This is a genomic window from Brevundimonas sp. FV1ye7S (assembly GCF_058680995.1).
Genome location: NZ_CM178726.1, coordinates 26,372 through 50,809, shown reverse-complemented (window position 1 = coordinate 50,809; position 24,438 = coordinate 26,372). Strand labels below are relative to the sequence as shown.

Annotated in this window: 19 protein-coding genes; 11 read left to right on the top strand and 8 right to left on the bottom strand. The window is 67.9% G+C overall.

Annotation, left to right across the window (positions count from 1 at the left end):
• Window positions 1-81 precede the first annotated feature (81 nt).
• The 3 genes from ACW18C_RS00225 to ACW18C_RS00215 all read right to left on the bottom strand — a co-directional run bounded on the left by ACW18C_RS00225 (window position 82) and on the right by ACW18C_RS00215 (window position 2,987).
• On the bottom strand, window positions 82-1,239 hold the full coding sequence (locus tag ACW18C_RS00225; protein ID WP_492074055.1) for an OmpA family protein: 1,158 nt from the start codon (window positions 1,237-1,239) through the stop codon (window positions 82-84).
• Between the two features lie 236 nt (window positions 1,240-1,475).
• Window positions 1,476-1,928 (bottom strand): MaoC family dehydratase, encoded by a 453-nt coding sequence (locus ACW18C_RS00220; protein ID WP_492072127.1) that lies wholly within the window; start codon window positions 1,926-1,928, stop codon window positions 1,476-1,478.
• Between the two features lie 78 nt (window positions 1,929-2,006).
• On the bottom strand, window positions 2,007-2,987 hold the full coding sequence (locus ACW18C_RS00215; protein ID WP_492072126.1) for a threonine ammonia-lyase: 981 nt from the start codon (window positions 2,985-2,987) through the stop codon (window positions 2,007-2,009).
• Between the two features lie 45 nt (window positions 2,988-3,032).
• Here ACW18C_RS00215 and glpK point away from each other — a divergent pair, with 45 nt between their 5' ends.
• Both glpK and ACW18C_RS00205 read left to right on the top strand, forming a co-directional pair.
• Window positions 3,033-4,544 carry a glycerol kinase GlpK gene (gene glpK / locus ACW18C_RS00210; protein WP_492072125.1) on the top strand — a complete coding sequence of 504 codons (1,512 nt, stop codon included), beginning with the start codon at window positions 3,033-3,035 and terminating at the stop codon, window positions 4,542-4,544.
• 33 nt (window positions 4,545-4,577) lie between these two features.
• On the top strand, window positions 4,578-5,651 hold the full coding sequence (locus ACW18C_RS00205) for a phosphotransferase family protein (RefSeq protein ID WP_492072123.1): 1,074 nt from the start codon (window positions 4,578-4,580) through the stop codon (window positions 5,649-5,651).
• A gap of 132 nt (window positions 5,652-5,783) precedes the next feature.
• On the opposite strand, the gene ACW18C_RS00200 is transcribed toward ACW18C_RS00205, so the two are convergent.
• The 4 genes from ACW18C_RS00200 to ACW18C_RS00185 form a co-directional block, all read right to left on the bottom strand.
• Window positions 5,784-6,536 carry a DUF1223 domain-containing protein gene (locus ACW18C_RS00200; RefSeq protein ID WP_008261898.1) on the bottom strand — a complete coding sequence of 251 codons (753 nt, stop codon included), beginning with the start codon at window positions 6,534-6,536 and terminating at the stop codon, window positions 5,784-5,786.
• A gap of 67 nt (window positions 6,537-6,603) precedes the next feature.
• Entirely contained in the window at window positions 6,604-8,817 is a 2,214-nt protein-coding gene (locus ACW18C_RS00195; protein ID WP_492072122.1) for a prolyl oligopeptidase family serine peptidase, read from the bottom strand.
• Between the two features lie 152 nt (window positions 8,818-8,969).
• Entirely contained in the window at window positions 8,970-11,129 is a 2,160-nt protein-coding gene (locus ACW18C_RS00190; protein ID WP_492072120.1) for a prolyl oligopeptidase family serine peptidase, read from the bottom strand.
• 93 nt (window positions 11,130-11,222) lie between these two features.
• Window positions 11,223-12,014, bottom strand: a complete 792-nt coding sequence (locus ACW18C_RS00185) for a potassium channel family protein (protein WP_292150381.1) — start codon at window positions 12,012-12,014, stop codon at window positions 11,223-11,225.
• A gap of 40 nt (window positions 12,015-12,054) precedes the next feature.
• On the opposite strand from ACW18C_RS00185, the gene dapF reads away from it, so the two are divergent.
• The 5 genes from dapF to ACW18C_RS00160 all read left to right on the top strand — a co-directional run bounded on the left by dapF (window position 12,055) and on the right by ACW18C_RS00160 (window position 17,506).
• Entirely contained in the window at window positions 12,055-12,885 is an 831-nt protein-coding gene (dapF, locus tag ACW18C_RS00180) for a diaminopimelate epimerase (protein WP_492072119.1), read from the top strand.
• A gap of 144 nt (window positions 12,886-13,029) precedes the next feature.
• Window positions 13,030-15,387 (top strand): NADP-dependent malic enzyme, encoded by a 2,358-nt coding sequence (locus ACW18C_RS00175; protein WP_492072118.1) that lies wholly within the window; start codon window positions 13,030-13,032, stop codon window positions 15,385-15,387.
• 2 nt (window positions 15,388-15,389) lie between these two features.
• Complete coding sequence (gene rsmI / locus ACW18C_RS00170; RefSeq protein ID WP_492072116.1) at window positions 15,390-16,262, top strand: 16S rRNA (cytidine(1402)-2'-O)-methyltransferase; 873 nt, start codon at window positions 15,390-15,392, stop codon at window positions 16,260-16,262.
• Complete coding sequence (locus ACW18C_RS00165) at window positions 16,259-16,681, top strand: YraN family protein (RefSeq protein WP_008262070.1); 423 nt, start codon at window positions 16,259-16,261, stop codon at window positions 16,679-16,681. Before rsmI ends, ACW18C_RS00165 begins: the two co-directional genes overlap by 4 nt.
• 9 nt (window positions 16,682-16,690) lie before the next feature.
• A complete protein-coding gene (locus ACW18C_RS00160) occupies window positions 16,691-17,506 on the top strand; it encodes a transglutaminase family protein (protein ID WP_492072114.1) in 816 nt (271 codons plus the stop codon).
• Here ACW18C_RS00160 and ACW18C_RS00155 read toward each other — a convergent pair.
• Window positions 17,503-18,756 carry a UbiH/UbiF/VisC/COQ6 family ubiquinone biosynthesis hydroxylase gene (locus tag ACW18C_RS00155; protein WP_492072113.1) on the bottom strand — a complete coding sequence of 418 codons (1,254 nt, stop codon included), beginning with the start codon at window positions 18,754-18,756 and terminating at the stop codon, window positions 17,503-17,505. The genes ACW18C_RS00160 and ACW18C_RS00155 overlap by 4 nt on opposite strands.
• A gap of 127 nt (window positions 18,757-18,883) precedes the next feature.
• Here ACW18C_RS00155 and ACW18C_RS00150 point away from each other — a divergent pair, with 127 nt between their 5' ends.
• The 4 genes from ACW18C_RS00150 (at window position 18,884) to ACW18C_RS00135 (ending at window position 24,382) form a co-directional block, all read left to right on the top strand.
• Window positions 18,884-19,975 carry an Acg family FMN-binding oxidoreductase gene (locus tag ACW18C_RS00150; RefSeq protein ID WP_492072111.1) on the top strand — a complete coding sequence of 364 codons (1,092 nt, stop codon included), beginning with the start codon at window positions 18,884-18,886 and terminating at the stop codon, window positions 19,973-19,975.
• An 89-nt stretch (window positions 19,976-20,064) separates the two neighbouring features.
• Window positions 20,065-22,479 carry an FtsK/SpoIIIE family DNA translocase gene (locus ACW18C_RS00145; protein WP_492072109.1) on the top strand — a complete coding sequence of 805 codons (2,415 nt, stop codon included), beginning with the start codon at window positions 20,065-20,067 and terminating at the stop codon, window positions 22,477-22,479.
• Between the two features lie 185 nt (window positions 22,480-22,664).
• Entirely contained in the window at window positions 22,665-23,348 is a 684-nt protein-coding gene (locus ACW18C_RS00140; RefSeq protein WP_492072108.1) for a LolA family protein, read from the top strand.
• A 236-nt stretch (window positions 23,349-23,584) separates the two neighbouring features.
• Window positions 23,585-24,382: an exodeoxyribonuclease III gene (locus ACW18C_RS00135; RefSeq protein ID WP_492072107.1), complete on the top strand. Its 798-nt coding sequence runs from the start codon at window positions 23,585-23,587 to the stop codon at window positions 24,380-24,382.
• The last annotated feature ends 56 nt before the right edge of the window (window positions 24,383-24,438 follow it).

Here is a 24,438-nt window from a genome sequence, read left to right as displayed (position 1 = left end):
GCGAAGACGGCGTTCAGTCTTTCAACCCTTCTTGTCTGTCTTCGGCCGGCCTGAAAGACCAGGCCGACCGTCGGGACAGGCTTAGAAGTTGATGTTGATCGTCGCGCGACGGTTGAGCGGCTCACGCACGCCGTCAGCGGTCGGCTTGGCCAGGGCGGTTTCGCCCTTGCCGTCCAGGGCGATGACGCCGCCGTTGACGCCTTGGGCGACCAGGGCGTCCGCGACGGTGCGCGAACGACGGTTCGACAGGCCGAGGTTATAGGCGGCCGAGCCCGAGGTGTCGGTGTAGCCGACGATCAGGACGCGCGTCGCGGCGCCGGACTTGGCGTAGGTCGCGGCTTGCGTCACGACCGAGCGGGCTTCCGCCGTCAGGTCCGAGCGATCCCAGTCGAAATAGACCACGAACTCACGCGCGGCCGGCTTGACCGGAGCCGGCGGCGGCGGCGGCGGGGGCGGAGGAGGCGGGGGCGGCGGCGGGGGCGGAGGCGGCGGGGGCGGTGCAGCTTCTTCAGCGCCGAAGCTGTAACGCAGACCCAGGGTCACGGTGTGCGACTGGTCGTAGTCGCCGTCCCATTCGCCGAACGAGGTCGCGCCGACGCCGGTGCCGACCGTGGTCGAGGCGAACGAGGCGTCGCCCGTCAGATAGCGGTAGGTCAGGTCGATATTGGCGCGGTCGCTGATAGCCCAGGCCAGACCGGCGATCGCTTGAGCGGCGAACTCGGTCGAGCTGTCGTCAGCGGCGAAGGAAGCGCCGCGGTTGGCCCGCAGATTGCCGACCGTGTCGGTGTTGACATGGTTCACGCCGGCGCCGAGACCGACGAAGGGACGGATGCCCCAGGCTTCATAGCCGAAGTCATAGATGACATTGGCCATCAGGGTGGCGGACTCGATGTCGCCTTCCGGAGAGAAGCAGCCGCCGGTCGCCGGGGTCAGGTTGCACAGGCCCTGGGTGCCGGAGACGGCGCGCACGGTGCCGATGTCGCCCGAGCGATAGCCGCCTTCGAGTTCAACGCGCCAGTTGGGGTTGAAGCGATAGCCGAGACGGGCGAAAGCCGCCCAGCCGTCGTTCACTTCATAGTTCCAGTTGGCGCCCGTCGTCGACGATTCAGCGTTGATGTCGTCGATCATGTGGTAGCCGGCGTCGATCGCGCCGTACCAGCCGTTAGGTTCTGCCGAAGCCGCGCCAGCTGACAGGGCCAGGGCGGCCGCTGCGCTGGAGGCCAGCACGATAGTCTTCATACGCATGGGGATTAGCCCTCCGCCTGTTTGTATTCGGGCGGGTCTACCGCCTTCGCGGGTCTTACCAGCGTTGCCGTGGAAGGTCGAGGCGAAAACGAGGCGGACAAGCGCTCTGAATTGATCACCGTGCTATTGATGCTACAGGTAAAATTGTCTCTGCGCCTTCGACTTGGAAGCGCTCCGGACCCGGCAAGAGCACAACCCTGGAGAGTCTGCGCGAGACCTCTCACGAGAACCTAACCGACCATCACCTGCATTCCCAACCACTCCGCAATCAGGGCGGGCTTGTCGTCGCCTTCAATCTCGACCGTGATTTCATGCTTTAACAGCCAGCGCCCTGCGCCCCTGTCTTCCGCCGACAGCAGCCGGAACCGCCCCCGAACCCTCGACCCCGCCCGCACCGGAGCCAGGAATCTGAGCCGGTCAAATCCGTAGTTGATTCCCATCACCGCACCCTCAAGCGGCGCAACGGCGTCATAGCTCATCGCCGACGCTAGGCTGAGGGTCAGGAAGCCGTGGGCGATGGTTCCGCCGAACGGCGTCGTCTGGGCGGCTTCGGGATCCACATGGATGAACTGCCGATCCTCGGTGCAATCGGCGAAGGCGTCGATCCTGGCCTGGCTGACCTCGAACCACCTCGAGACCCCCACCTGCTGGCCGACCAAACTCTGGAGGTCGCTCGTCGTCATCACTGTCTTCACCATGAGGTTCCTTCCCGACTTTCCTGTTTGAGCGACGGTGGCCGAGACGGCGGCTGAAGGAAAGGCCTACCCTTCGAAACGGCCTTCCAAGATCTCGCCATAAAGCACTGTGTCAACATTGCCCCCGGACAGGACGATGCCTGTGGTTCGCCCTTTCATCTCGGACTTGCCGGAGAGCAGGGCGGCCAGGGAGACCGCCCCGCCGGGCTCGACGACCAGCTTCAGGTGACGGAAGGCGAACCGCACCGCCTCGGCCACCTCCGCATCCGACACCGTGAGCGCACCCGCCAGCCGCCGATTGATCGGCCAGGTCAGTACGCCCGGCATCGGGGACATCAGGGCGTCGCAGATCGACGGCGGACCCTGCGGATGACCGACCCGCTCCCCCGCCGCCAGAGACCGCGCGGTGTCGTCATAGGCCTCGGGCTCCACCACGATCACCTTCGTCTGCGGACTACGTTCGGCCATGACCAGATTGATCCCGGCCATCAGCCCGCCGCCTGAGGCGCCGCACAACAGCTGGTCCATCGGCGCATCAGCCTGGTCCAACATCTCCAACGCCACCGTGCCCTGGCCCTCGATAATGAAGGGATCGTCGAACGGCGGGACCAGAACAGACCCCCGCTCGGCTGCTATCGCGGCGCCGATGGCCTCTCGGCTCTCGGTCCAGCGATCATAGAGCCGCACCTCTCCGCCGAATCCGATCACCCCCTCGACCTTCACCCGGGGCGAGTCGGACGGCATGACGATGATCGCCGACGTCTCGACCAAGGCGGCGGCGGCGGCCACGCCCTGGGCGTGATTGCCGGAAGAAAAGGCGACGACGCCCCGCGCCTTCTCCTCGGCGTTCAGTCGGCTGATGCGGTTGTAGGCCCCGCGAAACTTGAACGCCCCTGCCCGCTGCAGGTTCTCGGCCTTCATCAGCACCCGCCCGCAGACCACGGCGTTCAGGGCGGGACTTTCGATCAACGGCGTGCGGACAGCGACGCCGTTGATCTGGCGGGCGGCGTCAAGGACGCCTTCAAAGCTGGGCAGGTGCGTCGTCATATGCTCCCCTTAGCCCAGGGTACGAGCGCCGCGTAAGGCGCCGATATGGAGAGAAACCGCTTGAGCCTGATCCTCGCCATCGACCAGGGCACGACCTCGACCCGCGCCATCGCCTTCGAAGTCCGCGACGGGGGCCTGCGCCCCGTGGCCGTCAGTCAGATCGAACTGGCCCAGCATTTCCCACAGTCCGGATGGGTCGAGCATGATGCGTCCGAGATCTGGTCCGCCGTGCTCCAGACCTGTCGCGAAGTGGTGCAGAAGGCGGGCGGCGTCGATCGGTTCGCCGCCGTGGGCCTCACCAACCAGCGCGAGACGGCCGTGATGTGGGACGCAGGGACCGGCACGCCCCTGCACCGCGCCATCGTCTGGCAGGACCGGCGCACCGCCCCCGTCACTGCGCGACTGACCGCAGAAGGCCACGAGCCCGCCGTCCAGGCTGCGACAGGCCTGATCTTGGACCCCTACTTCTCGGCGACCAAGTTCGCCTGGCTGCTGGACGCCGTGCCGTGGGCGCGCGACCGGGCGATCCGGGGCGAGGTCAAACTGGGCACGATCGACGCCTGGTTGATCTGGAAACTGACGGGCGGCCGGATTCACGCCACCGACGCCTCCAACGCCGCCCGCACCGCCCTGATGGACCTGAAGACGGTCGAATGGCGTGACGATCTGTGCGCCCTGTTCGCCGTACCCCGCGCCGCCCTGCCCGCCATTGTTCCTTGCGCAGGAGTGATGGGAGAGACGGAACCCGGCCTGTTCGGCCGCGCCCTGCCCCTGGCCGGATCCGCGGGAGACCAGCAGGCGGCCCTGGTCGGGCATGGCGCCCTGAACCCCGGCGACGCCAAGATCACCTATGGCACCGGGGCCTTCCTGGTCGCCAATGTCGGGCCGGAACCCGTCGCCTCGACCCGTCGTCTGCTGGGCACGCTGGGCTATCAGGCCGCAGGCCAGACCGCCTATGCGCTGGAGGGTTCGATCTTTTCGGCCGGCTCGGCCATTCAGTGGCTGCGCGACGGGGTGAAGCTGATCTCGGAATCCCGCCAGTCCGAGGCCATGGCGCAGGGCCTGGCCGATAACGGCGGCGTCTATATGGTGCCCGGTTTCACCGGCCTGGGCGCGCCCTGGTGGGAGCCCGAGGCGCGCGGCGCCGTGGTAGGGCTGACGCGGGATTCCGGCCCGGCCCATTTCGTCCGCGCGGCGCTGGAGGCCCTGGCCTATCAGACCCGCGACCTGCTGGACGCCCTGGCCCAGGACGGCGCCCCGCCATTGAAGACGCTGAAGGTCGACGGCGGCGTCACCGCCAACAGTTTCGCCATGCAGTTCGTCGCCGACATCTGCGAGGTCGAGGTCGAACGCCCGGCCTTCCAGGAAATGACCGCCCTGGGCGCCGCCCGCCTCGCCGCCCTCGGCGTCGGACTTCTGCCCGATCTGCAGGCCCGCACGACCGAGGCCCCGGCCCGCTGGACGCCCTGCATGAAACCGGCCGAGCGCGACCGCCTGCTTTCCGGCTGGCGCCGCGCCGTAAAGGCCGCCATCATCGCCGCGCCGGACCGCGCATAAGACGGGGCCGGTGCAGGAAACAACAGGCCGCCCATGACCGACGCTACAATAGACGCCCAGACGGCTTTTTCCGGCACACGTGAGGTCGATCCCCGCTATCGGCTTGACGAGGAGGCTCTGGACGCCTGGATGGCCGTCCATGTCGCAGGCTACGTCGGTCCGCTGACGATGCGCCAGTTCAAGGGCGGCCAGTCGAACCCGACCTATGAGCTGACCACGCCCGGCGCCGCCTATGTGTTGCGCCGCAAGCCGCCCGGCGTCCTGCTGCCCAGCGCCCATGCGGTGGACCGCGAATTCCAGGTCATCTCAGCCCTCGCCGCCCAGGGATTTCCAGTCGCCCGGCCGCACGCCCTGTGCATGGACGAGACCGTCATCGGCTCGATCTTCTATGTGATGGACAAGGTCGAGGGGCGGATATTCTGGGACCTGAAGCTGCCCGGCCTGACGCCGGCGGAACGTCGCGCCGTCTATGAGGCCCAGACAGACGCCCTGGCCCGGCTGCACGCCTTCGATCCTGACGCCATCGGCCTGACAGACTATGGCAAGGCCGGCAACTATTTCGCCCGCCAGGTCGGCCGCTGGACCAAACAGTATCGCGCTTCCGAGATCGAGCCGATCCCGTCCATGGATCGGCTGATCGCCTTCCTGCCGGACAGTCTGCCGCCCGAGAGCCCCAGCCGCATCGTCCATGGCGACTTCAGGCTGGACAATCTGATCCTGGCTCCGGATGCGGCCGAGGTCCGGGCCGTGCTGGACTGGGAGCTGTCGACCCTGGGCGATCCAATGGCCGACTTCTCCTATCTGCTGATCGCCTGGGCCATTCCGGCGTCCCTGCGCAACGGCCTGGCCGGCGCCGACCTGGAGGCTCTGGGGATTCCCTCCGTCGAGGAAACGGTCGAACGCTATGCGGCGGCGACCGGGATGCGGCCCGCCAATCTGGACTGGCTGTACGCCTATAATCTGTTCCGGCTGGCGGCCATCTGCCAGGGCATCGCCGGTCGCGTCCGCGACGGCACAGCGGCCAGCGCCCACGCCCGCACCATGGCCGCCCAGGTCGGGCCGCTCAGTGACGCGGCCTGGGGCTTTGCAAAGAAGGCGGGCGCCTAGCCCCCCCTGGCCGGCCCCTGCCGGCCCCTGCAACTCTATCCGCCCCTGAGCCTCACGCGCCGAACGACCGGTTGCCGGCGACAGGCCCAAACTCCGTCAGCGCGTCCTGCCCGACGTCCCAGTAGGCGCGGCTCAATTTCTGACGGCGGCGCCCAGGATGCGGCGATCCGTCTTGCCCTGGATCATCACCACCACGGCGTCGCCGCCATGCGTCTGGGGCAGATCAAACAGGATGGGCCGGCCGCGCCAGTCGCCGAGATTCACGATATCCCGCACCACATTGACGTGACGTACGGTCTGCCCCCGGTTCTCGCCACGGCTGACCTCGACCATTTGGGGGCCGGGCGTATAGGTGACGGCCAGCACCTCCGCGCCGCCCGACGGCGGGCGGCCCGAACCGATCCCGACCTGATCGCCGGTCTCGCGGAATTCGATCTCGGGCGGCCAGATACGGCGGCTCGCCTCCTCCACGATGGCGTGTTCCAGCTCCAGTCCACGCGCGCCGGACACCTGGCGGCGGCCGTCGATCACCACCTGGGGCGTGGACACGCCGCGTTGGCGCAAAGCGGCGCGATAGGCGCGCTGGCGCTGCACGAACTCGGGCCGGGCGAAGGTGTCGGTCCAACCCAGATAGTCCCAGTAGTCGACGCCATAGGTCAGGGCGATGACCCCCGGCTCGCCCGCCGCGCGCTCGACCACCGCATTCGCCTCGACACAACCGCCGCAGCCCTGGGCGGTAAACAGTTCGACCACCACCGGCGAGCCGGCCGTGGCGGCCGCGCGCACGGGCTTGCCCCGCGCCCCGACAGGCTGGGCGACTGACCCGACGGACAACAGAACGCCCGTCATGACCGTCGCTGCGATGATCCAGACCCTGTTTCTCATGGCGACGTTCTTTAGCCCGCGCAGATGCGGCCGGGAGTCATAAGTGCGTGACCCGCAGCACCAGGCCTCAATCCATCAGCTGTTGCGACAGATAGACATAGTGACGGGCCCAGCGCCGCGCATTGGCCACCGGGTCGGCGTCATTGGAGTGACCGCCGGCCGTATCCTCGTAATAGAGATGGTCATGGCCCTGATCCCCCAGGCGCGCGGCGAACTTGCGCGCATGGCCGGGATGGACCCGGTCGTCGCGAGTGTTGGTGGTCAGATAGACGCGGGGATAGGTCACGTCCGGCCGCAGCTGCTGATAGGCCGAATATCGGGCGATCCATTCCGCCTCTTCCGGAATGCGCGGGTCGCCGTATTCGCCGATCCACGAGGCGCCGGCCGGCAGCTCGTGATAGCGCAGCATGTCGACCAGCGGGCTCTCGATCACCGCCGCATTGAACAGTTCGGGATGCTGGGTGATCGACACGCTGGTCAGAACTCCCCCGTTCGACCGGCCGTAGATGCCTAGCCGGCGCGGGCTGGTGACGCCGCGCTGTTCCAGATCGCGCGCTACGGCGTCGAAGTCGTCGAAGGCGCGCTGGCGGTTTCCGTCCAGGGCCGCCTGGTGCCAGTCGGGACCGAACTCGCCGCCGCCACGGATATTGGCCTGGACGAAGACCCCGTCCCGCTCCAGCCACAACTTGCCCATCTCGGGTTTGTAGGCCGGGTTCAGGCTGACCTGGAAGCCGCCGTAGCCCAGCATGATGGTCGGGTTCGACCCGTCCAGCTTCATGTCGCGCGGACGGGTGATGAAATAGGGGATCTTGGTCCCGTCGGTGGAGGTGGCTTCGTACTGCTCCACCACATGGGTCGAGGCGTCGAACTTGGCCGGGGCGGATTTCAGTTCGGTCAGGGCGCCGGTGTCCACACTGGCCAGGCTGAGGGTCGGAGGCGTCAGAAACCCCTGGAAGGAGACAAAGGCCTCGCCGCGCGACTTGGAGGAGTCGCCCAGATTGACGGCCACATTCTCGGGCACGGCGAAGGAGGCGCCGCTCCAGACCGGGCGATTGTCCCGCCCGAAGCTGAACTGGGTCAGGCGACCGGCGACATTGTCCGACAGGGTGGCCAGGACGGAATCGCTCATCACCGCGGCCGACTGCAGCGATTGGCGCGGCCCCGGCGTGAAGATGGTCTCGGGATCGGTGTCGGGATAGAGGCCGCCGCTTCCGCGTTTCAGCTCGTCCAGCGACACGGCCAGCAGCGAGCCCGCCGTCACCTCTCGCGCACCCCAGCGCCACGCCTCGTCGTTCGATACGACCAGCCGGCCGCCGATGACGCCATAAATCGATACCCGCGACGGCAGGGCGAGTTTCACCGTCGAACCATCATGGGCCATGGCCCAGGTCTCGGACCGGAAGGTGTCCAGCGGGCGGGTGATTATGACGGCTGTGACCTTGCCGTCCTTGTCTCGATAGACGGCGGGGCTGACGCCATAGCCGCCGTCGCCCTGTTCGCCGCGATAGACCTCGACCGCCTGGGCCAGGGTCTGGCCGCGCTTCAACGTCTTGACGATGAAGGGATAGCCGGACTCGGTCATTGTTCCGGAGCCAAAGTCGGTGGCGACCAGGAGCGTGTCGCGGTCCAACCATTCGATGCGGTGCTTGCCCTCTGACAGGTTGAAACCACCGTCCACAAACTGTTTCGTCGTCAGGTCGAACTCACGCACCACCACCGCGTCCTTGCCGCCGTCGGACAGGTTGATCAGGCAACGGGTCTCGTCGGGCGCCAGACAGTCGGCGCCCTTGAACACCCAGTCCTTGCCCTCGGCCTTGGACAGGGCGTCGATGTCCAGCAGGGTCTCCCACTGCGGGGTCGCGGTGCGGTAGGAGTCCAGCGTCGTGCGCCGCCAGACGCCCTTGGGATTGGCCGCGTCCTGCCAGAAATTGCCGATCCCGTCGCCGAGGAAGGACGGGCCGGGGATGCGGTCGGTGGCGGTCAGGATGGCCTGGGCCTCGGCGCGGAAGGTCTCGTAGCGAGGATCGCCGGTCAGGACGGCCAGCGACTTGCGGTTCTCATCGGCCACGAAGGCCATGGCCTCGGCCCCATCCACCTGCTCCAGGGCCAGATGATCGTCCGCTGCGGCGACGCCCGCAGGGGTCAGGTCGCGCGGGAAGTGGGGCGGGGACGTCTCCGAAGCGACGGTCATGGGGGAGAAATACTCTTCCATGTTCCGATTGCTCGCGCAGGCGCCGAGCAGAAGCGCCGGAATGGCGGCGGACAGGATCAGGTGACGCATGGCTCAAACTCTCCGCTCATCCCCGCGAAAGCCGGGACCCAGACCTTTGGGCGTTCGGCGTCGCCCATTCGTGCTGAACTCGATCCCAGCCGCCGAACCTTGCGAAAGGACTGGGTCCCGGCTTTCGCCGGGATGAGCGGAAAGAAATGCCCTTATTCCTGCGCCGGCGTGTCCATCAGGCGGCGCGACAGGTAGGTGTATTCCAGCGCCAACCGACGCGCCGTCTCTTGCAGGTTCGCCCCGGCCGCATGGCCGCCGTCGGTGTTCTCGTAGAACAGGACCGGATAGCCCAGCTCCTCCAGACGCGCCGCCGCCTTGCGGGCGTGGCCCGGATGGACCCGGTCGTCCTTGGTCGAGGTGTGGATGAAGACCTCCGGATAGGGCTGGCCGGCCCGCAGGTTCTGATAGGGCGAATAGGCCTGGATCCAGGCGCGTTGTTCCGGAATGTCCGGATCGCCGTACTCGCCCTTCCACGAGTCGCCGGCCAGCAGCTTGTGGAAGCGCAGCATGTCGAACAGGGGCACCTGGATGACGGCGGCGTTGATCAGATCCGGCCGTTGGGTCAGCATCGCCCCCATGAACAGGCCGCCTTGAGAGCCCCCCATGATCCCGAGCTTCGGCTGGCTGGTGATGTCGCGCGCGATCAGGTCGAGCGCCACGGCCTGGAAGTCCTCGTGCGCCCGTTGGCGGTTCTGCTGCAAAGCCGCCTCATGCCAGCGGGGACCGAACTCGCCGCCGCCGCGGGTATTGGCGATGACATAGACCCCGCCCCGCTCCAGCCACAGCTTGCCGACCGTGGCCGAATAGCCGGGCAGCAGCGAGCTTTCGAACCCGCCGTAGCCGTACAGCAGCGTCGGATTGGAGCCGTCCAGCGGCATGTCCGCCTTATGGACCACGAAATAGGGGATCATCGTCCCGTCGGCCGAGCGGGCCTCGTGCTGGTCCACCGTCATCCCGGTGGCGTCGAACTTGGCCGGCATCGACTTGACCTGATCGACCGCGCCGGTCGCCGCATCGGCCAGCCACAGGCTGGACGGGTTCAGATAGCCGGTGACGCTGACGAAGACCTTGTCGTCGGTCTCGGAGGCCGAGCCGACGCCGACCGAGACGTTCTGCGGGAGGCCCAGGGTGGAATAGGTCCACTCGCTGTCGCCGGGCCGGTAGATCCGCACCGAACCGCGCACATTGTCATACAGGGCGACGACCAGGGTGTTGCGCGTGGCGTTGACCCCCTCGACGGCCTGGCGCTCGGTCGGGCGCAGCACCAGGACGGCGGGCGTGGCCGGGTCTTCCAGCCAGGCGTCCAGCGGCCAGGCGATCAGGTCGCCGCTCTTGAAGTCCTGGCCCGACGGCGCGGTCCAGTCCTGCTTCAGCGACACGACCAGTTTGCCCGAGACCAGACCCGTGATGTCCGATTTGGCCGGCAGGGCCAATTTCACCACCGCCCCGTCGTCGGTCACGCGATAGGTCTCGGACGAATAGAAGTCGATCGACCGGTTGATCAGGGTCGCCTTCAGCACCCCGTCGGCGTCGCGCAGCGTATAGCCGGACACCGAGACGTCGGTCGGCTCGCCCATGAACAGGACGTCGGCCTGATCCAGCGACTGACCGCGCACCATCCGCTTCACTATCATCGGATAGCCGGAGTTGGTCAGGGTGCCGACGCCGAAATCGCGCGAGATCAGCAGGGTGTCCTTGTTCAGCCAGGTGGCGCCGCCCTTGGACTCCGGCAGGAAGAAGCCACCCTCGACGAAGCTGCGGGTCACGCTGTCGAACTCGCGCAGGGTCACGGCGTCCTTGCCGCCGTTCGACAGGCTGATCAGGCAGTAGCGCTCTTCGGGGGCCAGGCAGGTGGAACCCTTGTAGACCCAGTTGGCGCTCTCGGCCTCGGCCAAGGCGTCGATGTCCAGCACCGTCTCCCACTGGGGCTCGGCGGTCTTGTAGGAGTCCAGCGTCGTGCGCCGCCAGACGCCGCGCACATGCTGGGCGTCCTGCCAGAAATTGTCGATATGGCCGTCGTGGGTGAAGCCCGGAGCCGGGATCCGGTCGCGCGCCTGAACGATGGCGAGCGCCTGCTGGTGCAGGGGCTCATAGCGGGGGTCGCCCTGCAGCACGCCCAGCGAATGAGCGTTGTGTTCCTTGACCCAGGCCATGGCCCGCGCGCCCTCGACGTCCTCGAGCCAGACATAGGGGTCGCTCGCCTCGCTGGTTGCGAAGGCGGGAGCGGAGGAAGCGGTCTGGGCCATGGATACCGACGTCAGGCTGGTGGAGGCGAGAAGGGCCGCGAGCACGGCGGCGGATGAGCGGATCATGGACAGTCCCCGGAATTGAAGACGGGCACCTTAACGGCGGCCCGCCCTGCGGCAAGGCGACGAATCCGCCCTTACGGTTTTGTCATCTTTGTCTCAGCCCTCGTCCGGGATGCAGATCAGGTTTCCACAGGCCTTGCAGTGAACGGCGTCGGGGTCGTGGGTCTGAAGGCCGCATCGGTCGCAAGGGAAACGAACCTTGTGCGGCTTGATCAGGGCCTGGGCCAGACGCAGGAACAGGGTGATCCCCACCAGCATGATGGCGATGGACAGAAGCTTGCCCAGCGGCCCCGGCAGGGTGACGTCGCCGAACCCGGTCGTCGTCAGGGTCGCCACGGTGAAATAGAGGGCGTCGATATAGCCGCTGATCCCGTCATGACCCCGGAAGGTCGCATAGACGAAGCCGGTCACGACGAAGACGAAGGTGACCAGACCCGAAAGCGCGCGCACGATCCCCTCGACCCGGGTGTCGTCGAACCGCGCGCCGACCGTGCGCCAGAAGAAGTCCGAGTTCAGCAGGGTCCACAGCCTCAGCATCCGCAGGAAGCCGAGATTGAACAGCCAGGCCGGGAACAGCAGGGTCGCCAGAATGAACAGGTCCAGCCAGACGATCGGCCGCTTCAGCCAGTCCTTGATGTCGGAATAGGCGTAGGCCCGCGCCGCCAGATCGATCGCCAGCAGGGCGGCGATCAGATAGTCGAGCACATAGAAGGCCCAGCCCATGTTCTTCAGGATCGGCGCCGCCAGGAAGAAGGCGATGATGGCGAAGTCGATGACGATGACCGTCAACCGGAACTTCACCGCCGCCGGCTGGCCGCCGTGATACAGGTATCGCAGCCGCGCGCGCAGCCTCAGGCCGTCCTTGGGGTCGGTTTCGCTCTGGGACACAGTGGTTTCCGGACGACGGGGATAGGCCTATATGGCCTGCATGACCCGTCCTTTCATCAAGATGAACGGCGCCGGCAATGACTTCATCGTCATCGACGCGCTGGAAACGCCGTTTCGTCCGACCGAGGACCAGATCCGCGCTCTGGCCGACCGCGCCACGGGCGAGGGGTTCGACCAGTTGATCGCCATCGAACCGTCCGAGACGGCCGACGCCTTCATGCGGGTGTGGAACGCCGACGGCTCCATGGTGGAGACCTGCGGCAACGCCCTGCGCTGCGTCGGCTGGCTGCTGATGGAGGCCGACGGCGGCGACAGGGTCACGATCGACACCGCAGCCGGCCCCACCACCGCCACGCGCGCGGGCGACCGCCGGGTCACGGTCGATATGGGCAAGCCCCGGCTCGACTGGACCCAGGTGCCCCTGGCCGAGGAAATGGACACCCGCGGCATCGAGCTTCAGGTCGGCCCCATCGACGCCCCTCTGCTGCACACGCCCGGCGCCGTTTCGATGGGCAATCCGCACGTGGTCTTCTTCACCGACCGCCAGGACGACGGCTTCGTCACCGGCTCGGGCTCTCTGGTCGAGCACCACCCGCTGTTTCCTGAAGGCGTGAATGTCGGTTTCGCCCATGTCCTTGACCGCGACCATATCCGTCTGCGCGTCTGGGAACGGGGCGCCGGCCTGACCAAGGCCTGCGGCACCGGCGCCTGCGCGGCCCAGGTGGCGGCGGCCCGGCGCGGCCTGACCGATCGCAAGGCCACGGTGGTCGTCGACGGCGGCGAGCTTGTGATCGACTGGGACCCGGCGACGGACCATGTTCTGATGACCGGGCCGGTTGAAATCGAGCGTACCGGAACCCTTGCCTTCTGAAGACCGCGTGCGGATTGACGCTGACGCGAACGTAAACTTGCGACCCGGTCTGTGAACCTTCCGGGGCGTCAAGGCTTGGCGCGGCCCTTCCCACACTCTAGGACACGAACGGTTACAGCCCCGCTGACGACCTGGACGCCCCCGATGCCCGATCAAACCGAAAAACAGACCTTCTCCGACCAGGAGGCGCTGGACTTCCACCTCTTCCCGACCCCGGGCAAGATCTCGATGGCCCCGACCAAGCCGATGGCGACCCAGCGGGACCTGTCGCTGGCCTATTCGCCGGGCGTGGCCGTGCCGGTCCTTGCCATCGCCGCCGATGCGGACAAGGCCTACGAATATACGTCCAAGGGCAATCTGGTCGCCGTCATCTCCAACGGCACCGCCATCCTGGGCCTGGGCAATCTGGGCCACATGGCCTCCAAGCCGGTGATGGAGGGCAAGTCGGTCCTGTTCAAGCGCTTCGCCGACGTCGACAGCTTCGACGTCGAGGTCAAGACCACCGATCCCGACGAATTCATCACCGTCGTCAAGAACATCGGCGACACCTGGGGCGGCATCAATCTGGAGGACATCAAGTCCCCCGAGTGCTTCGTCATCGAAAGCGAGCTTCAGGACCTGCTGGACATCCCCGTCTTCCATGACGACCAGCACGGCACGGCCATCATCTCGACCGCCGGCCTGATCAACGCCTGCCACGTCGCCGGAAAACGGCTGGACGAGGTCAAGGTGGTTCTGTCGGGCGCGGGCGCGGCCGGCCTGTCCTCGATCGCCCTGATGAAGGCCGCCGGGGTCAAGGCCGAGAACACCGTCATCTGCGATCGGGACGGCGTCGTCTATCAGGGCCGCGAACACGGCATGGACCAGTGGAAGGCCGCCCACGCCACCGACACCCCCCTGCGCACCATGGCCGAGGCCATGGTCGGGGCCGATGTCGTCCTGGGCCTGTCGGCCAAGGGCGCGATCACCAAGGAGATGGTGGCCTCCATGGCCCCCAATCCGATCATCTTCGCCATGGCCAACCCCGATCCCGAGATCACGCCGGAAGACGTCAAGTCAGTCCGGTCCGACGCCATCATCGCCACCGGCCGCTCGGACTATGTGAACCAGGTCAACAACGTCCTGGCCTTCCCCTATCTGTTCCGGGGCGCCCTGGATGTGCGCGCCCGTCGGGTGAACCACGAGATGAAGGTCGCCTGCGCCCAGGCCCTGGCGGCCCTGGCCCGCGAGGATGTGCCCGACGAGGTGGCCGCCGCCTATCGCGGCCGCAAGCTGAAGTTCGGCCCCGACTATATCATCCCCACCCCGTTCGACCCGCGCCTGATCTGGTACATCCCGCCCTTCATCGCCCAGGCGGCGATGGATACCGGCGTGGCCCGCGTCCAGATCGAGGACATGGACGTCTATCGCAACGCCCTGCGCTCGCGCGTCGATCCGTCCGCCGCCCTGATGCAGAAGATCAACTCGGCGGTGCGCGGCGGGCCGAACAAGCGCGTCGTCTTCGCCGAGGGCGAAGAACTGGCGGTCATCCGCGCCGCCTGGGGCTTCAAACAGGCCGATCTGGGCACGCCCATCCTGGTCGGCCGCGAGGATCTGATCCGTCAGAACGCCGCAGAGGCCGGTCTTAATTTCGATGACCTGGGCATTGAGATCACGAACGCCCGCGTCTCCGAACACAATGTCGAGGACACCGACTGGCTGTACGAAAAGCTGCAGCGCCGGGGCTATCTGCGCCGCGACGTCGCGCGGATGATCAACCAGGACCGCAACTATTTCGCCGCCACCCTGGTGGCCAAGGGTCGGGCCGACGCCATGGTCGCGGGCGTGACCCGCAACTTCAACATGGCCCTGAAGGAGGTCCAGCGCGTGCTGGACGTCGAGGACACCCTGATCGGCCTGTCGATCTTGCTGGCCAAGGGCCGCACCCTGTTCGTGGCCGACACCACCATCCACGAACTGCCGGACGCCGCCGAACTGGCCGACATCGCCGTCAAGGCGGCCGAGACCGTGCGCAGGCTGGGCCGCAATCCGCGCGTCGCCTTCCTCAGCTATTCGACCTTCGGCAATCCGCCTGGCGACCGGGCCGAAAAGGTGCGCGAGGCCATCCGCATCCTGGACAAGAAGGGCGTCGATTTCGAATACGAGGGCGAAATGCCGCCCGAGGTCGCCCTGGATCCCAAGGGCCACTCCGCCTACGCCTTCAACCGCCTGACCAAGCCGGCCAACGTCCTGGTCATGCCCGCCATTCATTCAGCCGCCATCTCGACCAAACTGGTCCAGGCCCTGGGCGGCGCCACGGTGATCGGCCCGCTGCTGGTCGGGCTGGAGAAGCCGGTGCAGATCGTTTCCCTGGGCGCCTCGGTCAGTGAGATCATCACCGCCGCCACCTTCGCCGCCTATGACGCCGGTCCCGCCTTCCAGGGATCGGGCCTGACCTCGGCGCCGCGGCCGCCCGCAGCGGCGGTCGAGAAGACCACCACTGCGGTGCCCCCCACCGTCTGATCATGAGCGAACCCGGCCCCTTCCCGCCCACCGCCCCCCCGCCCCGGCGGGTGGAGCCGGGTCTCTATCTGGTGGCGACGCCGATCGGGAACCTGCGCGACATGACGCTCAGGGCGCTGGACGTCCTGGCCGCCGCCGACCTGGTCCTGGCCGAGGACACCCGCGTCACCGCCAAGCTCCTGACCGCATACGGGCTTAAGGCCAAGCTGGAACGCTGCGATGATCACGCCTCCAGCCGCGCCGCCGAACTGGCCATCGAACGTCTGAGGAACGGCGAGGTCGTGGCCCTGGTCTCCGACGCCGGCACCCCTCTGGTGTCGGACCCCGGCTTCGTCGTCGCCCGGGCCGTGATCGCCGCGGGCCTGCCGGTCCATCCGATCCCCGGTCCGTCCAGCCTGCTGGCCGCCCTGTGCATCGCCGGCCTGCCCGCCGACCGGGTCCTGTTCGCCGGCTTCCTGCCGCCCAAGACCGCCGGCCGCAAGTCGATGCTGGAAGACCTGAAAAGCCAGCGCCAGACCCTGGTCTTCTTCGAGAGCGGGCCGCGTCTGCGCGACAGTCTGACGGATATGGCCGCCGTCCTGGGTCCGCGCCCCGCCGCCGTGGCCCGCGAACTGACGAAGCTGTTCGAGGAATGCGTGCGCGGCCCGCTGGACGAACTGGCCGTCCATCCCAAACTCGACGGTCCCAAGGGCGAGATCGTCGTGGTGGTCGGTCCCGGCGAAGCCGAGGTCGCCTCGGCCGCCGATGCCGATGCGGCCCTGGCCGAGGCCCTGACCCGTCTGGCGCCCGGCGAAGCGGCGTCAGAGGTGTCGCGCGCCCTGGACCTACCCCGCAAGCCTCTGTACCGCCGGGCTCTGGAGCTCCAGGGCAAGTGAACGCCCGCCTGCCCCGCCCGGCGCCGAAGCGACGCCCCAAGGCGGCGTGGCGTCAGGCCAAGGGCGGCGCGGCCTTCAAGGCCGGCCATGCGGCGGAATGGGTCGCCGCCCTGTGGCTGATGTTCAAGGGCTATCAGGTGCTGGGCTTCCGCCTGAAGACCCGGTCCGGTGAAATCGACCTGCTGGCGCGACGCGGCCGTATTCTGGCCGTGGTCGAGGTCAAGCGACGCACCACCCTGAACGCCGCCCTCCTGGCGCTGAAGCCGGCCCAGCATGATCGACTGATCGCGGCGGGCGAGGCCGTCCGGCGCAATCGGCCGGCCCTGCAACCTCTTGATTTGAGAATTGATATGGTGGCGCTGGCTCCTGGCCGGTTTCCGCGTCATCTTCGCGGCGTCCAGAGACACGGCGGGGGCTGAAAGGATCGCATGACGCGGGAGAAGGCCGAGGCCATCCTGACGTCGGCCGGAGCGGCCGGCGACGACGGCTTTCCCCTGCTGGAGGCCGCGATCGCCTGCGCCATCCATGACGACCCGTTGCGCGACTCCGAGCCCGTCCGCACCCTGGCCCACGGCGCCTGCGAACGGCTGAAGGAACGGATCGGCGCAGAAGGTCCCGACGACGCCCTGTCCGAGACCATGGCGGCCGACCTGCGGCTGAACGGCGACCTGCTGCACTACGACCATCCCGACAACACCGACATCATTGCAGTGGCCGAACGTCGGCGCGGCCTGTCGGCGGCGCTTGCGGTCTTCTATCTGCACGCGGCCAAGGCGGCGGGGCTCAAGGCGGCGGGTGTGGATTTCCCGGGCCATTTTCTGGTCCGTGTCGAGACGGCCGAGGGACCGGTGGCCCTGGACCCCTTCAGTCAGGGGCGGCTGGTCATGCCCAGCGAACTGACGCGCCGCGCCTTACGCGCCGGGTTGACGCCGCATGTCGCCGACCGTCTGGACATACTGATGGCGCCGGTGACCGACCGCCAGACCTTGATCCGGCTGCAGAACATGCTGTTCAGCCGCGCCATCCACAGCCGCGACTATGACGCCGCCGAACGCTCGGCCCTGCGCCGCGCCCTGCTGGACCCCGACGATCATCGGCCCTGGCTGGACGTCGCCGCCGCACGCGAGAAACAGGGCGCCCTGACCGGCTCGCTCCAGGCCCTGTCTCGCGCCCACGGCCTGGACGGCGTCGAGGAGGCGCGGCGCAGTTCGACCTTCGAACGCGTGCGGCTGCGGCTGAACTAGACCGCCTCGCCGCGCAGCAGCTTCGGCAAATCCCCAGTCGCACCGCCGGCTTCCTGCATGAAGGCCCGGCGCAAAGGCCCGATGCGATTGACCGCCGCCATGCCGAGGTCGCGCGCGATCCGCACCGGGGCGATGTCGTTGGAGAACAGCCGCACGAAGGCGTCGAACCCCGCCGCCAGGGCCGCCGTGTCGAACCGGCGCCAGCGGGCGTAACGTTCCAACACCGTCTCGGCCCCGATATCTTCGCCCAGACGCGCGGCCTCGGCCAGCACCTCCGCCAGGGCCGCCGCGTCCTTCAAGCCCATGTTCAAGCCCTGGCCGGCCACCGGGTGCACGCCGTGGGCCGCGTCGCCGATCAGGGCGATGCGCGGCGCGACGATCTTCTCGGCCAGGCTGAGCGACAGCGGATAGACGAAACGCGGCCCCTCGACCGTGACATCCTCCAGAAAATCGCCGAACCGCCGCATCAGATGGGACTGGAAGGCTGCGTCGGAGGCGTCGCGCAGGGCCTCGGCCCGGCGTGTCGTCTCGGTCCAGACCAGGCTCGCGCGTTGATCCGTCAGCGGCAGGATGGCGAAGGGGCCGCTGGGCAGGAAATATTCGTGGGCGACATTGCCATGATCGCGGCCCAGCCGCACCGTGGCCACCACCCCGCTCTGGCCGTAGGCCCAGCCGACGGTGTCTATGCCGGCGGCCCGTCGAACCGTCGAACCCCGCCCTTCCGCCCCCACCACCAGAGACGCAATCAGGGTCGCGCCGTCCGCCAGGGTCACGGTCGCCGTGCCGGCGTCGGTTTGGACACTGGCGACGGAGGCCGGCGCCCGCACCTCGATCCCCGCCGCCGTCACCGCCTCGGCAAGGGCGACGCGGATGCGGCGGTTCTCGACCATATAGCCCAGCGGCTCGCCGCCCGTGCGCCCGCCGATCTCGTCGGCGTCGAACCGCAGGAAGGCCGGCGAGGCCGACCGGCTGGCCGCGCCCGGCCGACGGCCGTCGGTCACCAGGATATGGTCCATCCGGCAGGCGTGGGGCCGCAGGGACTGGCCCAGGCCCAGGGCGTCCAACATGCGGAAGGTCGAAAAGGCCACGGCCGTCGAACGGCCGTCGAACGTCGGCGCAAGTTGTGCGCTGAAGGGCTGCGGATCGACCAGGACCACCTTCAACCCGGCCTGGGCCGCCGCCAGGGCGAACGCCGCCCCGCTCAACCCCGCACCGGCGATGATGATGTCGTAGCGTTCGGTGTCTGCCATGGCAGGCTTGTCGCGCCCGAAGACCGAAACGTCCAGACGGGAAATCGTCGCAACGCCGACAGGCCTTGACCTCGGTCAAGGCTTTCGCCCGACGACTGCCCCACGGATAGCGCGGCAGGAGGCCAGGATGAACAGACGACGGATTCTGATCGGCGCCGGCGCAACGCTCGCCCTGGGCGCGGCGGGCGGCGTCGCTTGGCGGACATCCACAGGATCAAGCGGCGACTACGACCGTCTCACGGCCCGGTTTCGCGCGCCCCTGACGGACGCTCCCCCCGTGACTGAACTGGTCCGCTACGCCGCCCTGGCGGCCAGCGGTCACAACACCCAACCCTGGCGCTTTCGCCTCTCCGACGGCGCTGTCGATATCCTGCCCGACCTGACCCGCCGGACGCCGGCGGTCGATCCCGATGACCACCATCTGTTTGTCAGCCTGGGCTGTGCGGCCGAGAATTTGCGCATCGCCGCCGCCGCGACCGGCCGCCCCGGCGAACTGGCTTTGGGCGCTGACGGACGCAGCCTGCGCTACAGCTTCACCTCCGGAGCCGCCCAACCGGATCCCCTGTTCGCCGCCATTCCAGCTCGACGCTCCAGCCGCACCATCTATGACGGCCATCCCATACCGCCGAGCGCGCTGGCCCGACTGCGTCAGGCGACCACGGCGCCCGGCGTCGCCTTTCATCTTCTGACCGACCGGCCCAGCCTGGATCGCGTCCGCGAACTGGTGGTCGCCGGCAACACCGCCCAGATGGCCGATCCCGCCTTCATGGCCGAGTTGAAACATTGGCTGCGCTTCAATCCCCGCGCGGCCCTGCGCCAGGGCGACGGCCTGTTTTCGGCGTCCAGCGGCAGTCCCGTCCTGCCCGATGGCCTGGGCCGGCTCGCTTTCGACCGGTTCTTTACAGCCGCGAGCGAAAACACCCGCTACGAGGCCCAGATCGCCTCGTCCGCCGCCGTGGCCGTCTTCGTGGCGGAACGATCCGATCCCGCCCACTGGATCGCCGTCGGCCGGGCCTGCCAGAGACTGATGCTGGCTGCGACGGGCCTGGGGCTTCGCCACGCCTTCGTCAATCAGCCGGTCGAGGTCGCGGCCCTGCGCCCTGAACTGGCCGCCCTGGTCGGTGAGGGCGACAAGCGCCCGAACCTGGTGCTGCGGCTTGGCTACGGCCCGACCCTGCCTCTGTCCCCGCGCCGCTCGGTCGAGGCGGTGATCGTCTGACGGCTTGAGCCGGCTGGTAAACAACCTCTTAACCCTGAAGGTGCGACAAGGGCGGTCGAACGTCAGCCGCCCGGAAGGTCACGCCTTTCATGTCCACCGCCCTCGCCGTCGGCCGTCAGGCCTGGATCAGCGCCCGCATCCTGTGGGGCGCGCCCTTCGTGGTGCGCTTCCGGGGCATGCTACAGGCCCTGCTGGCGACCCTGCTTCTGGTCGCCCTGATCTCGTGGAACCCTGCGGACGCCAGCCTGAACGCGGCTTCCAGCCTGCCGACCACCAACTGGCTGGGCGCCAATGGCGCTTTGTTCGCCGATCTGTTCATGCAGTCGCTGGGTCTGGCCGCCTGGCCCGCCGCCCTGCTGCTGGTCGCCTTTGGTCTGGCCCGTGCGGTCGGCGACGCCATCCAGCAGCGGTTGAAGCCGACGCCGTTGAAGGCTCTGGCCGCGACGGGCGGGGTGCTACTGCTGTCCGGCGCCCTCGCCGCCCTGGCCGCGCCCGCCGCCTGGCCCCTGGCCGCCGGACTGGGCGGTCTGTGGGGCGACGCCTTCACAGGTCTGACGGCCCAGGGCATAGGCGCCCTGCGCATTCCCGGCGGACGGATCATCGCCGGCCTGGTCTTCCTGATCGGCGGCCTGTGGCTGACCGGTTTCGCCATCGGCCTGCGGGCTATGGATTTCGTGGACGCCCTGCACTGGGGTCGATCGCTGCGTCGTCCGCCCGCCCCCCCCGCCCCTGCGGTCAAGACGCCCCGCCCCCGCGCCGCGGCCAAGCCCAAAGCCGAACCTCGCGCAGCCGCAAGCCTCGACGATGTCGCGACGGACTCCGGTTCGGCCGACACCCCTCAGACCGCCTATGACGACCTGCCCCCGTGGGAAGACGAACCGACTCAGGCGGCGCCCCGCCCCTCGGCCGCCCGGCCGATCGAGCCCCGCGTCGCTGCGCCCAAGGCGCCCAAGGCCCGCAAGGACGACACAGACCAGCAGGCCTTCGACTTCGTTCGGCCAGAAGGCGCCTTCGACCTGCCGCCCCTGGGCATACTGACCAAGCCGGCCCAGCGCGTCGCCTCGGTGGACGAGCACTCGCTGAAGCAGAACGCCAAAATGCTGGAAGGCGTGCTGCAGGAGTTCGGCGTGCGCGGCGTGATCGACCAGATTCGACCCGGCCCTGTCGTCACACTCTACGAATTGGTCCCCGCTCCCGGCGTGAAACACGGCCGCGTCGTGGCCCTGGCCGACGACATCGCGCGCTCCATGTCCGCGCGCGCCTGCCGCATCTCGGTGGTCCAGGGCCGCAACGCCATCGGCATCGAACTGCCCAACGCCAAGCGCGAGACCGTCTATCTGCGCGACCTGCTGTCCAGCGCCGAATACGACAAGAAGGGCCATCTGCTGCCCCTGGCCCTGGGCGAGACCATCGGCGGCGAACCCTATGTCGCCGACCTGGCCCGCATGCCCCACCTGCTGATCGCCGGCACCACCGGCTCGGGCAAGTCGGTCGGGGTCAACGCCATGATCCTGTCGATCCTGTATCGCCACAGCCCGGCCGAGTGCCGCTTCATCATGATCGACCCCAAGATGCTGGAGCTGTCGGTCTATGACGGCATCCCGCACCTGCTGGCCCCGGTCGTCACCGATCCGAAGAAGGCCGTCGTCGCCCTGAAATGGACGGTGCGCGAGATGGAGGATCGGTATCGCCGCATGTCCAAACTGGGCGTGCGCAACATCGCCTCCTACAACGAGCGCGCCCGCGAAGCTCAAGCGAAGGGCGAGCATTTCGAGCGCACGGTCCAGACCGGCTTCGACGATCAGGGCCGCCCGGTCTATGAATCCGAGAAGATCCGGCCCGAGCCCCTGCCCTTCCTCGTCGTGGTCATGGACGAGATGGCCGACCTGATGCTGGTCGCCGGCAAGGACGTCGAGGGCGCGGTCCAGCGCCTGGCCCAGATGGCCCGCGCCGCCGGCATTCACCTGATCATGGCGACGCAGCGCCCGTCGGTCGACGTCATCACCGGCACCATCAAGGCCAACTTCCCGACCCGGATCTCCTTCCAGGTCACGTCCAAGATCGACAGCCGCACCATCCTGGGCGAACAGGGCGGCGAACAGCTGCTGGGCCAGGGCGACATGCTCTATATGGCCGGCGGCGGGCGGATCACCCGCCTGCACGGCCCCTTCGTCGACGACAAGGAAGTCGAGGACGTCTGCAAACACCTGAAGGCCCAGGCCGAGCCCGACTATCTGGACCTGATCACCGACGAACCGGACGGCGATGCAGACGGGGCGATGGATGACGGGGGCGGCGGCTCGGGCGATGACCTGTATGACCGCGCCGTGGCCGTGGTGACGCGCGACCGCAAGGCCTCGACCAGCTACGTCCAGCGCCGGCTGCAGATCGGCTACAACCGCGCCGCCTCGCTGATCGAGCGGATGGAGCAGGAAGGCGTGGTCAGCCCCGCCAACCACGCCGGCAAGCGCGATGTCCTGGCCGGCCCGCCGCCGATGGCGTGACGCCGCTTCGGAACAGGCGACGTCCAAGGCCGTTACCCCTCCCGCTGCCGTCGCAAGCTTCAGCATTTCGATGAACAGGGCTTCATCGGAGCGCCGGAATATGGTCAGGCTCGCGTCATTCCGACGCCAAGCCGACCGGGCAAGACGGCAGGATCGACAACCGTCCCGAACGGGAGACTGACTTCATGACCGCCCACGCCAAGACCCTCGCCCTCGCCCCCGCCGATTTCCAGCGCCGTCGGCTGCTGTTGGGCGCAGGCCTCCTGACCGGCTTCGCGGCGCTTGGCGTCTTCGATACGGTCCAGGCCCAGTCCAACCTGTCCGCCGAAGACCGCGCCGTGGTGCAGCAGGCTCAAGCCTATCTGCAGGCGCTGACCTCGGCCCAGGGGACCTTCGTCGAGACGGGTCCGGGCGGTCAACGTCGTGAAGGCCGTTTCTATCTGCAGCGTCCGGGCAAGATGAGGTTCGAATACACCAGTCCGGCCGGACTTCTGGTGGTGTCGGACGGCTACAACGTCAAACGCTATGACCCGCGCCTCAACAATTTCCAGCAGGTGCCTCTGGGCCGCACGCCCCTGTCCACCTTCCTGGCGCGCAATGTCCGTCTGGACCAGGGCGTCCGCATCGACCGTGTCACGCGGATGAGCTCCGGCGCCTTCGCGATCACCGCGCGCGATTCCGGTCGTCCCAACGACGGCGCGGTCGTTCTGGCCTTCGCCGGCGATCCGATGCGGCTGCATGAATGGACCATTACGGACGCACAGGGCTCCCGCACCCGCACCCAACTGACTGCGCTTCAGCCGGCCTCGAACCTGGCTTCCAGCCTGTTTCAGCTCCGGGACCCGACCCGTCGCCCCGGCCGCAACTGAGTCTGGCTTCAAGGGTCAACACTATCCGTCCGTTGCCGGATAATCACAGCCAAACATCAAATATGACAATTTGACCTTTTCTTTTTGCCGTGACATTAGAAGCACAGAGCGGCGGCGGCCGTTCTACCGCCTCGGATGCATCCCCCTCCCGGCGGCGAGAGAGACGATCACCTTTTATAAGCCCGGCCCGTAGCGGCCGGGCCTTTTTTATGCGCCGAGGCCTGCTATGGCGGGGCATGACCCTTCGCCTCGCCACCTGGAACATCAACTCCGTCCGCCTGCGCATCGACCAGGTCGCCCGGTTCGTCGCCGAACGCGCGCCCGACGTCCTGCTGTTGCAGGAGATCAAGTGCACGACCGATCAATTTCCGCGCGCCGCCTTTGAGGACATGGGAATGCCCCACCTGCGCGTGGCCGGCCAGAAGGGCTGGCACGGGGTGGCCATCGCCTCGCGCCTGCCGCTGGAGGACAGCGACACCTTCCAGGTCTGCAAACTGGGCCATGCGCGCTGCGTATCCGCCCAGGTCGCCGGGCTCGATGTTCAGAACTTCTATATCCCCGCCGGCGGGGACGTCCCTGATCGGACCCTGAACCCCAAGTTCGATCACAAGATGGACTTTTACGAACAGCTGACCGCCATCGTCGCCAAGCAGGACAAGTCGCGCCCCCTGGTCATGGCCGGCGACTTCAACATCGCCCCGGGCGAGGGCGACGTCTTCAACCATCGCTACATGTCCAAGATCGTCAGCCACACGCCGATCGAGGTCGAGACCCTGAACCGGCTCCAGGCCACAGGCGGCTTCGCCGACGTGCTGCGGGACCGATTCCCGGAGCCGCAAAAGCTGGCCAGCTGGTGGAGCTATCGCGCCGCCGACTTCCGCAAGTCCAATCGCGGCCTCCGCCTGGACCACATCTGGACCTCGCCGGGCCTCACCCCAGCCGTGGTCAAGGACACCGCCCGAATCCACGACGACGTCCGCGAATGGGACCGCCCGTCGGATCACGCCCCGGTCACGGTCGATCTGGACGTCTGAACGCCGCGAGGACGGAGATGACGGACGGCGGCCGCTCGGGGCAGACCATCTCAAGC

What these genes read in the sequence shown, in the direction of transcription:
- ACW18C_RS00225 (WP_492074055.1), bottom strand. Translation starts at nt 1,239, where the DNA reads ATGAAGACTATCGTGCTGGCCTCCAGCGCAGCGGCCGCCCTGGCCCTG.
- ACW18C_RS00220 (WP_492072127.1), bottom strand. Translation starts at nt 1,928, where the DNA reads ATGACGACGAGCGACCTCCAGAGTTTGGTCGGCCAGCAGGTGGGGGTC.
- ACW18C_RS00215 (WP_492072126.1), bottom strand. Translation starts at nt 2,987, where the DNA reads ATGACGACGCACCTGCCCAGCTTTGAAGGCGTCCTTGACGCCGCCCGC.
- glpK (WP_492072125.1), top strand. Translation starts at nt 3,033, where the DNA reads ATGGAGAGAAACCGCTTGAGCCTGATCCTCGCCATCGACCAGGGCACG.
- ACW18C_RS00205 (WP_492072123.1), top strand. Translation starts at nt 4,578, where the DNA reads ATGACCGACGCTACAATAGACGCCCAGACGGCTTTTTCCGGCACACGT.
- ACW18C_RS00200 (WP_008261898.1), bottom strand. Translation starts at nt 6,536, where the DNA reads ATGAGAAACAGGGTCTGGATCATCGCAGCGACGGTCATGACGGGCGTT.
- ACW18C_RS00195 (WP_492072122.1), bottom strand. Translation starts at nt 8,817, where the DNA reads ATGCGTCACCTGATCCTGTCCGCCGCCATTCCGGCGCTTCTGCTCGGC.
- ACW18C_RS00190 (WP_492072120.1), bottom strand. Translation starts at nt 11,129, where the DNA reads ATGATCCGCTCATCCGCCGCCGTGCTCGCGGCCCTTCTCGCCTCCACC.
- dapF (WP_492072119.1), top strand. Translation starts at nt 12,055, where the DNA reads ATGACCCGTCCTTTCATCAAGATGAACGGCGCCGGCAATGACTTCATC.
- ACW18C_RS00175 (WP_492072118.1), top strand. Translation starts at nt 13,030, where the DNA reads ATGCCCGATCAAACCGAAAAACAGACCTTCTCCGACCAGGAGGCGCTG.
- rsmI (WP_492072116.1), top strand. Translation starts at nt 15,390, where the DNA reads ATGAGCGAACCCGGCCCCTTCCCGCCCACCGCCCCCCCGCCCCGGCGG.
- ACW18C_RS00160 (WP_492072114.1), top strand. Translation starts at nt 16,691, where the DNA reads ATGACGCGGGAGAAGGCCGAGGCCATCCTGACGTCGGCCGGAGCGGCC.
- ACW18C_RS00155 (WP_492072113.1), bottom strand. Translation starts at nt 18,756, where the DNA reads ATGGCAGACACCGAACGCTACGACATCATCATCGCCGGTGCGGGGTTG.
- ACW18C_RS00150 (WP_492072111.1), top strand. Translation starts at nt 18,884, where the DNA reads ATGAACAGACGACGGATTCTGATCGGCGCCGGCGCAACGCTCGCCCTG.
- ACW18C_RS00145 (WP_492072109.1), top strand. Translation starts at nt 20,065, where the DNA reads ATGTCCACCGCCCTCGCCGTCGGCCGTCAGGCCTGGATCAGCGCCCGC.
- ACW18C_RS00140 (WP_492072108.1), top strand. Translation starts at nt 22,665, where the DNA reads ATGACCGCCCACGCCAAGACCCTCGCCCTCGCCCCCGCCGATTTCCAG.
- ACW18C_RS00135 (WP_492072107.1), top strand. Translation starts at nt 23,585, where the DNA reads ATGACCCTTCGCCTCGCCACCTGGAACATCAACTCCGTCCGCCTGCGC.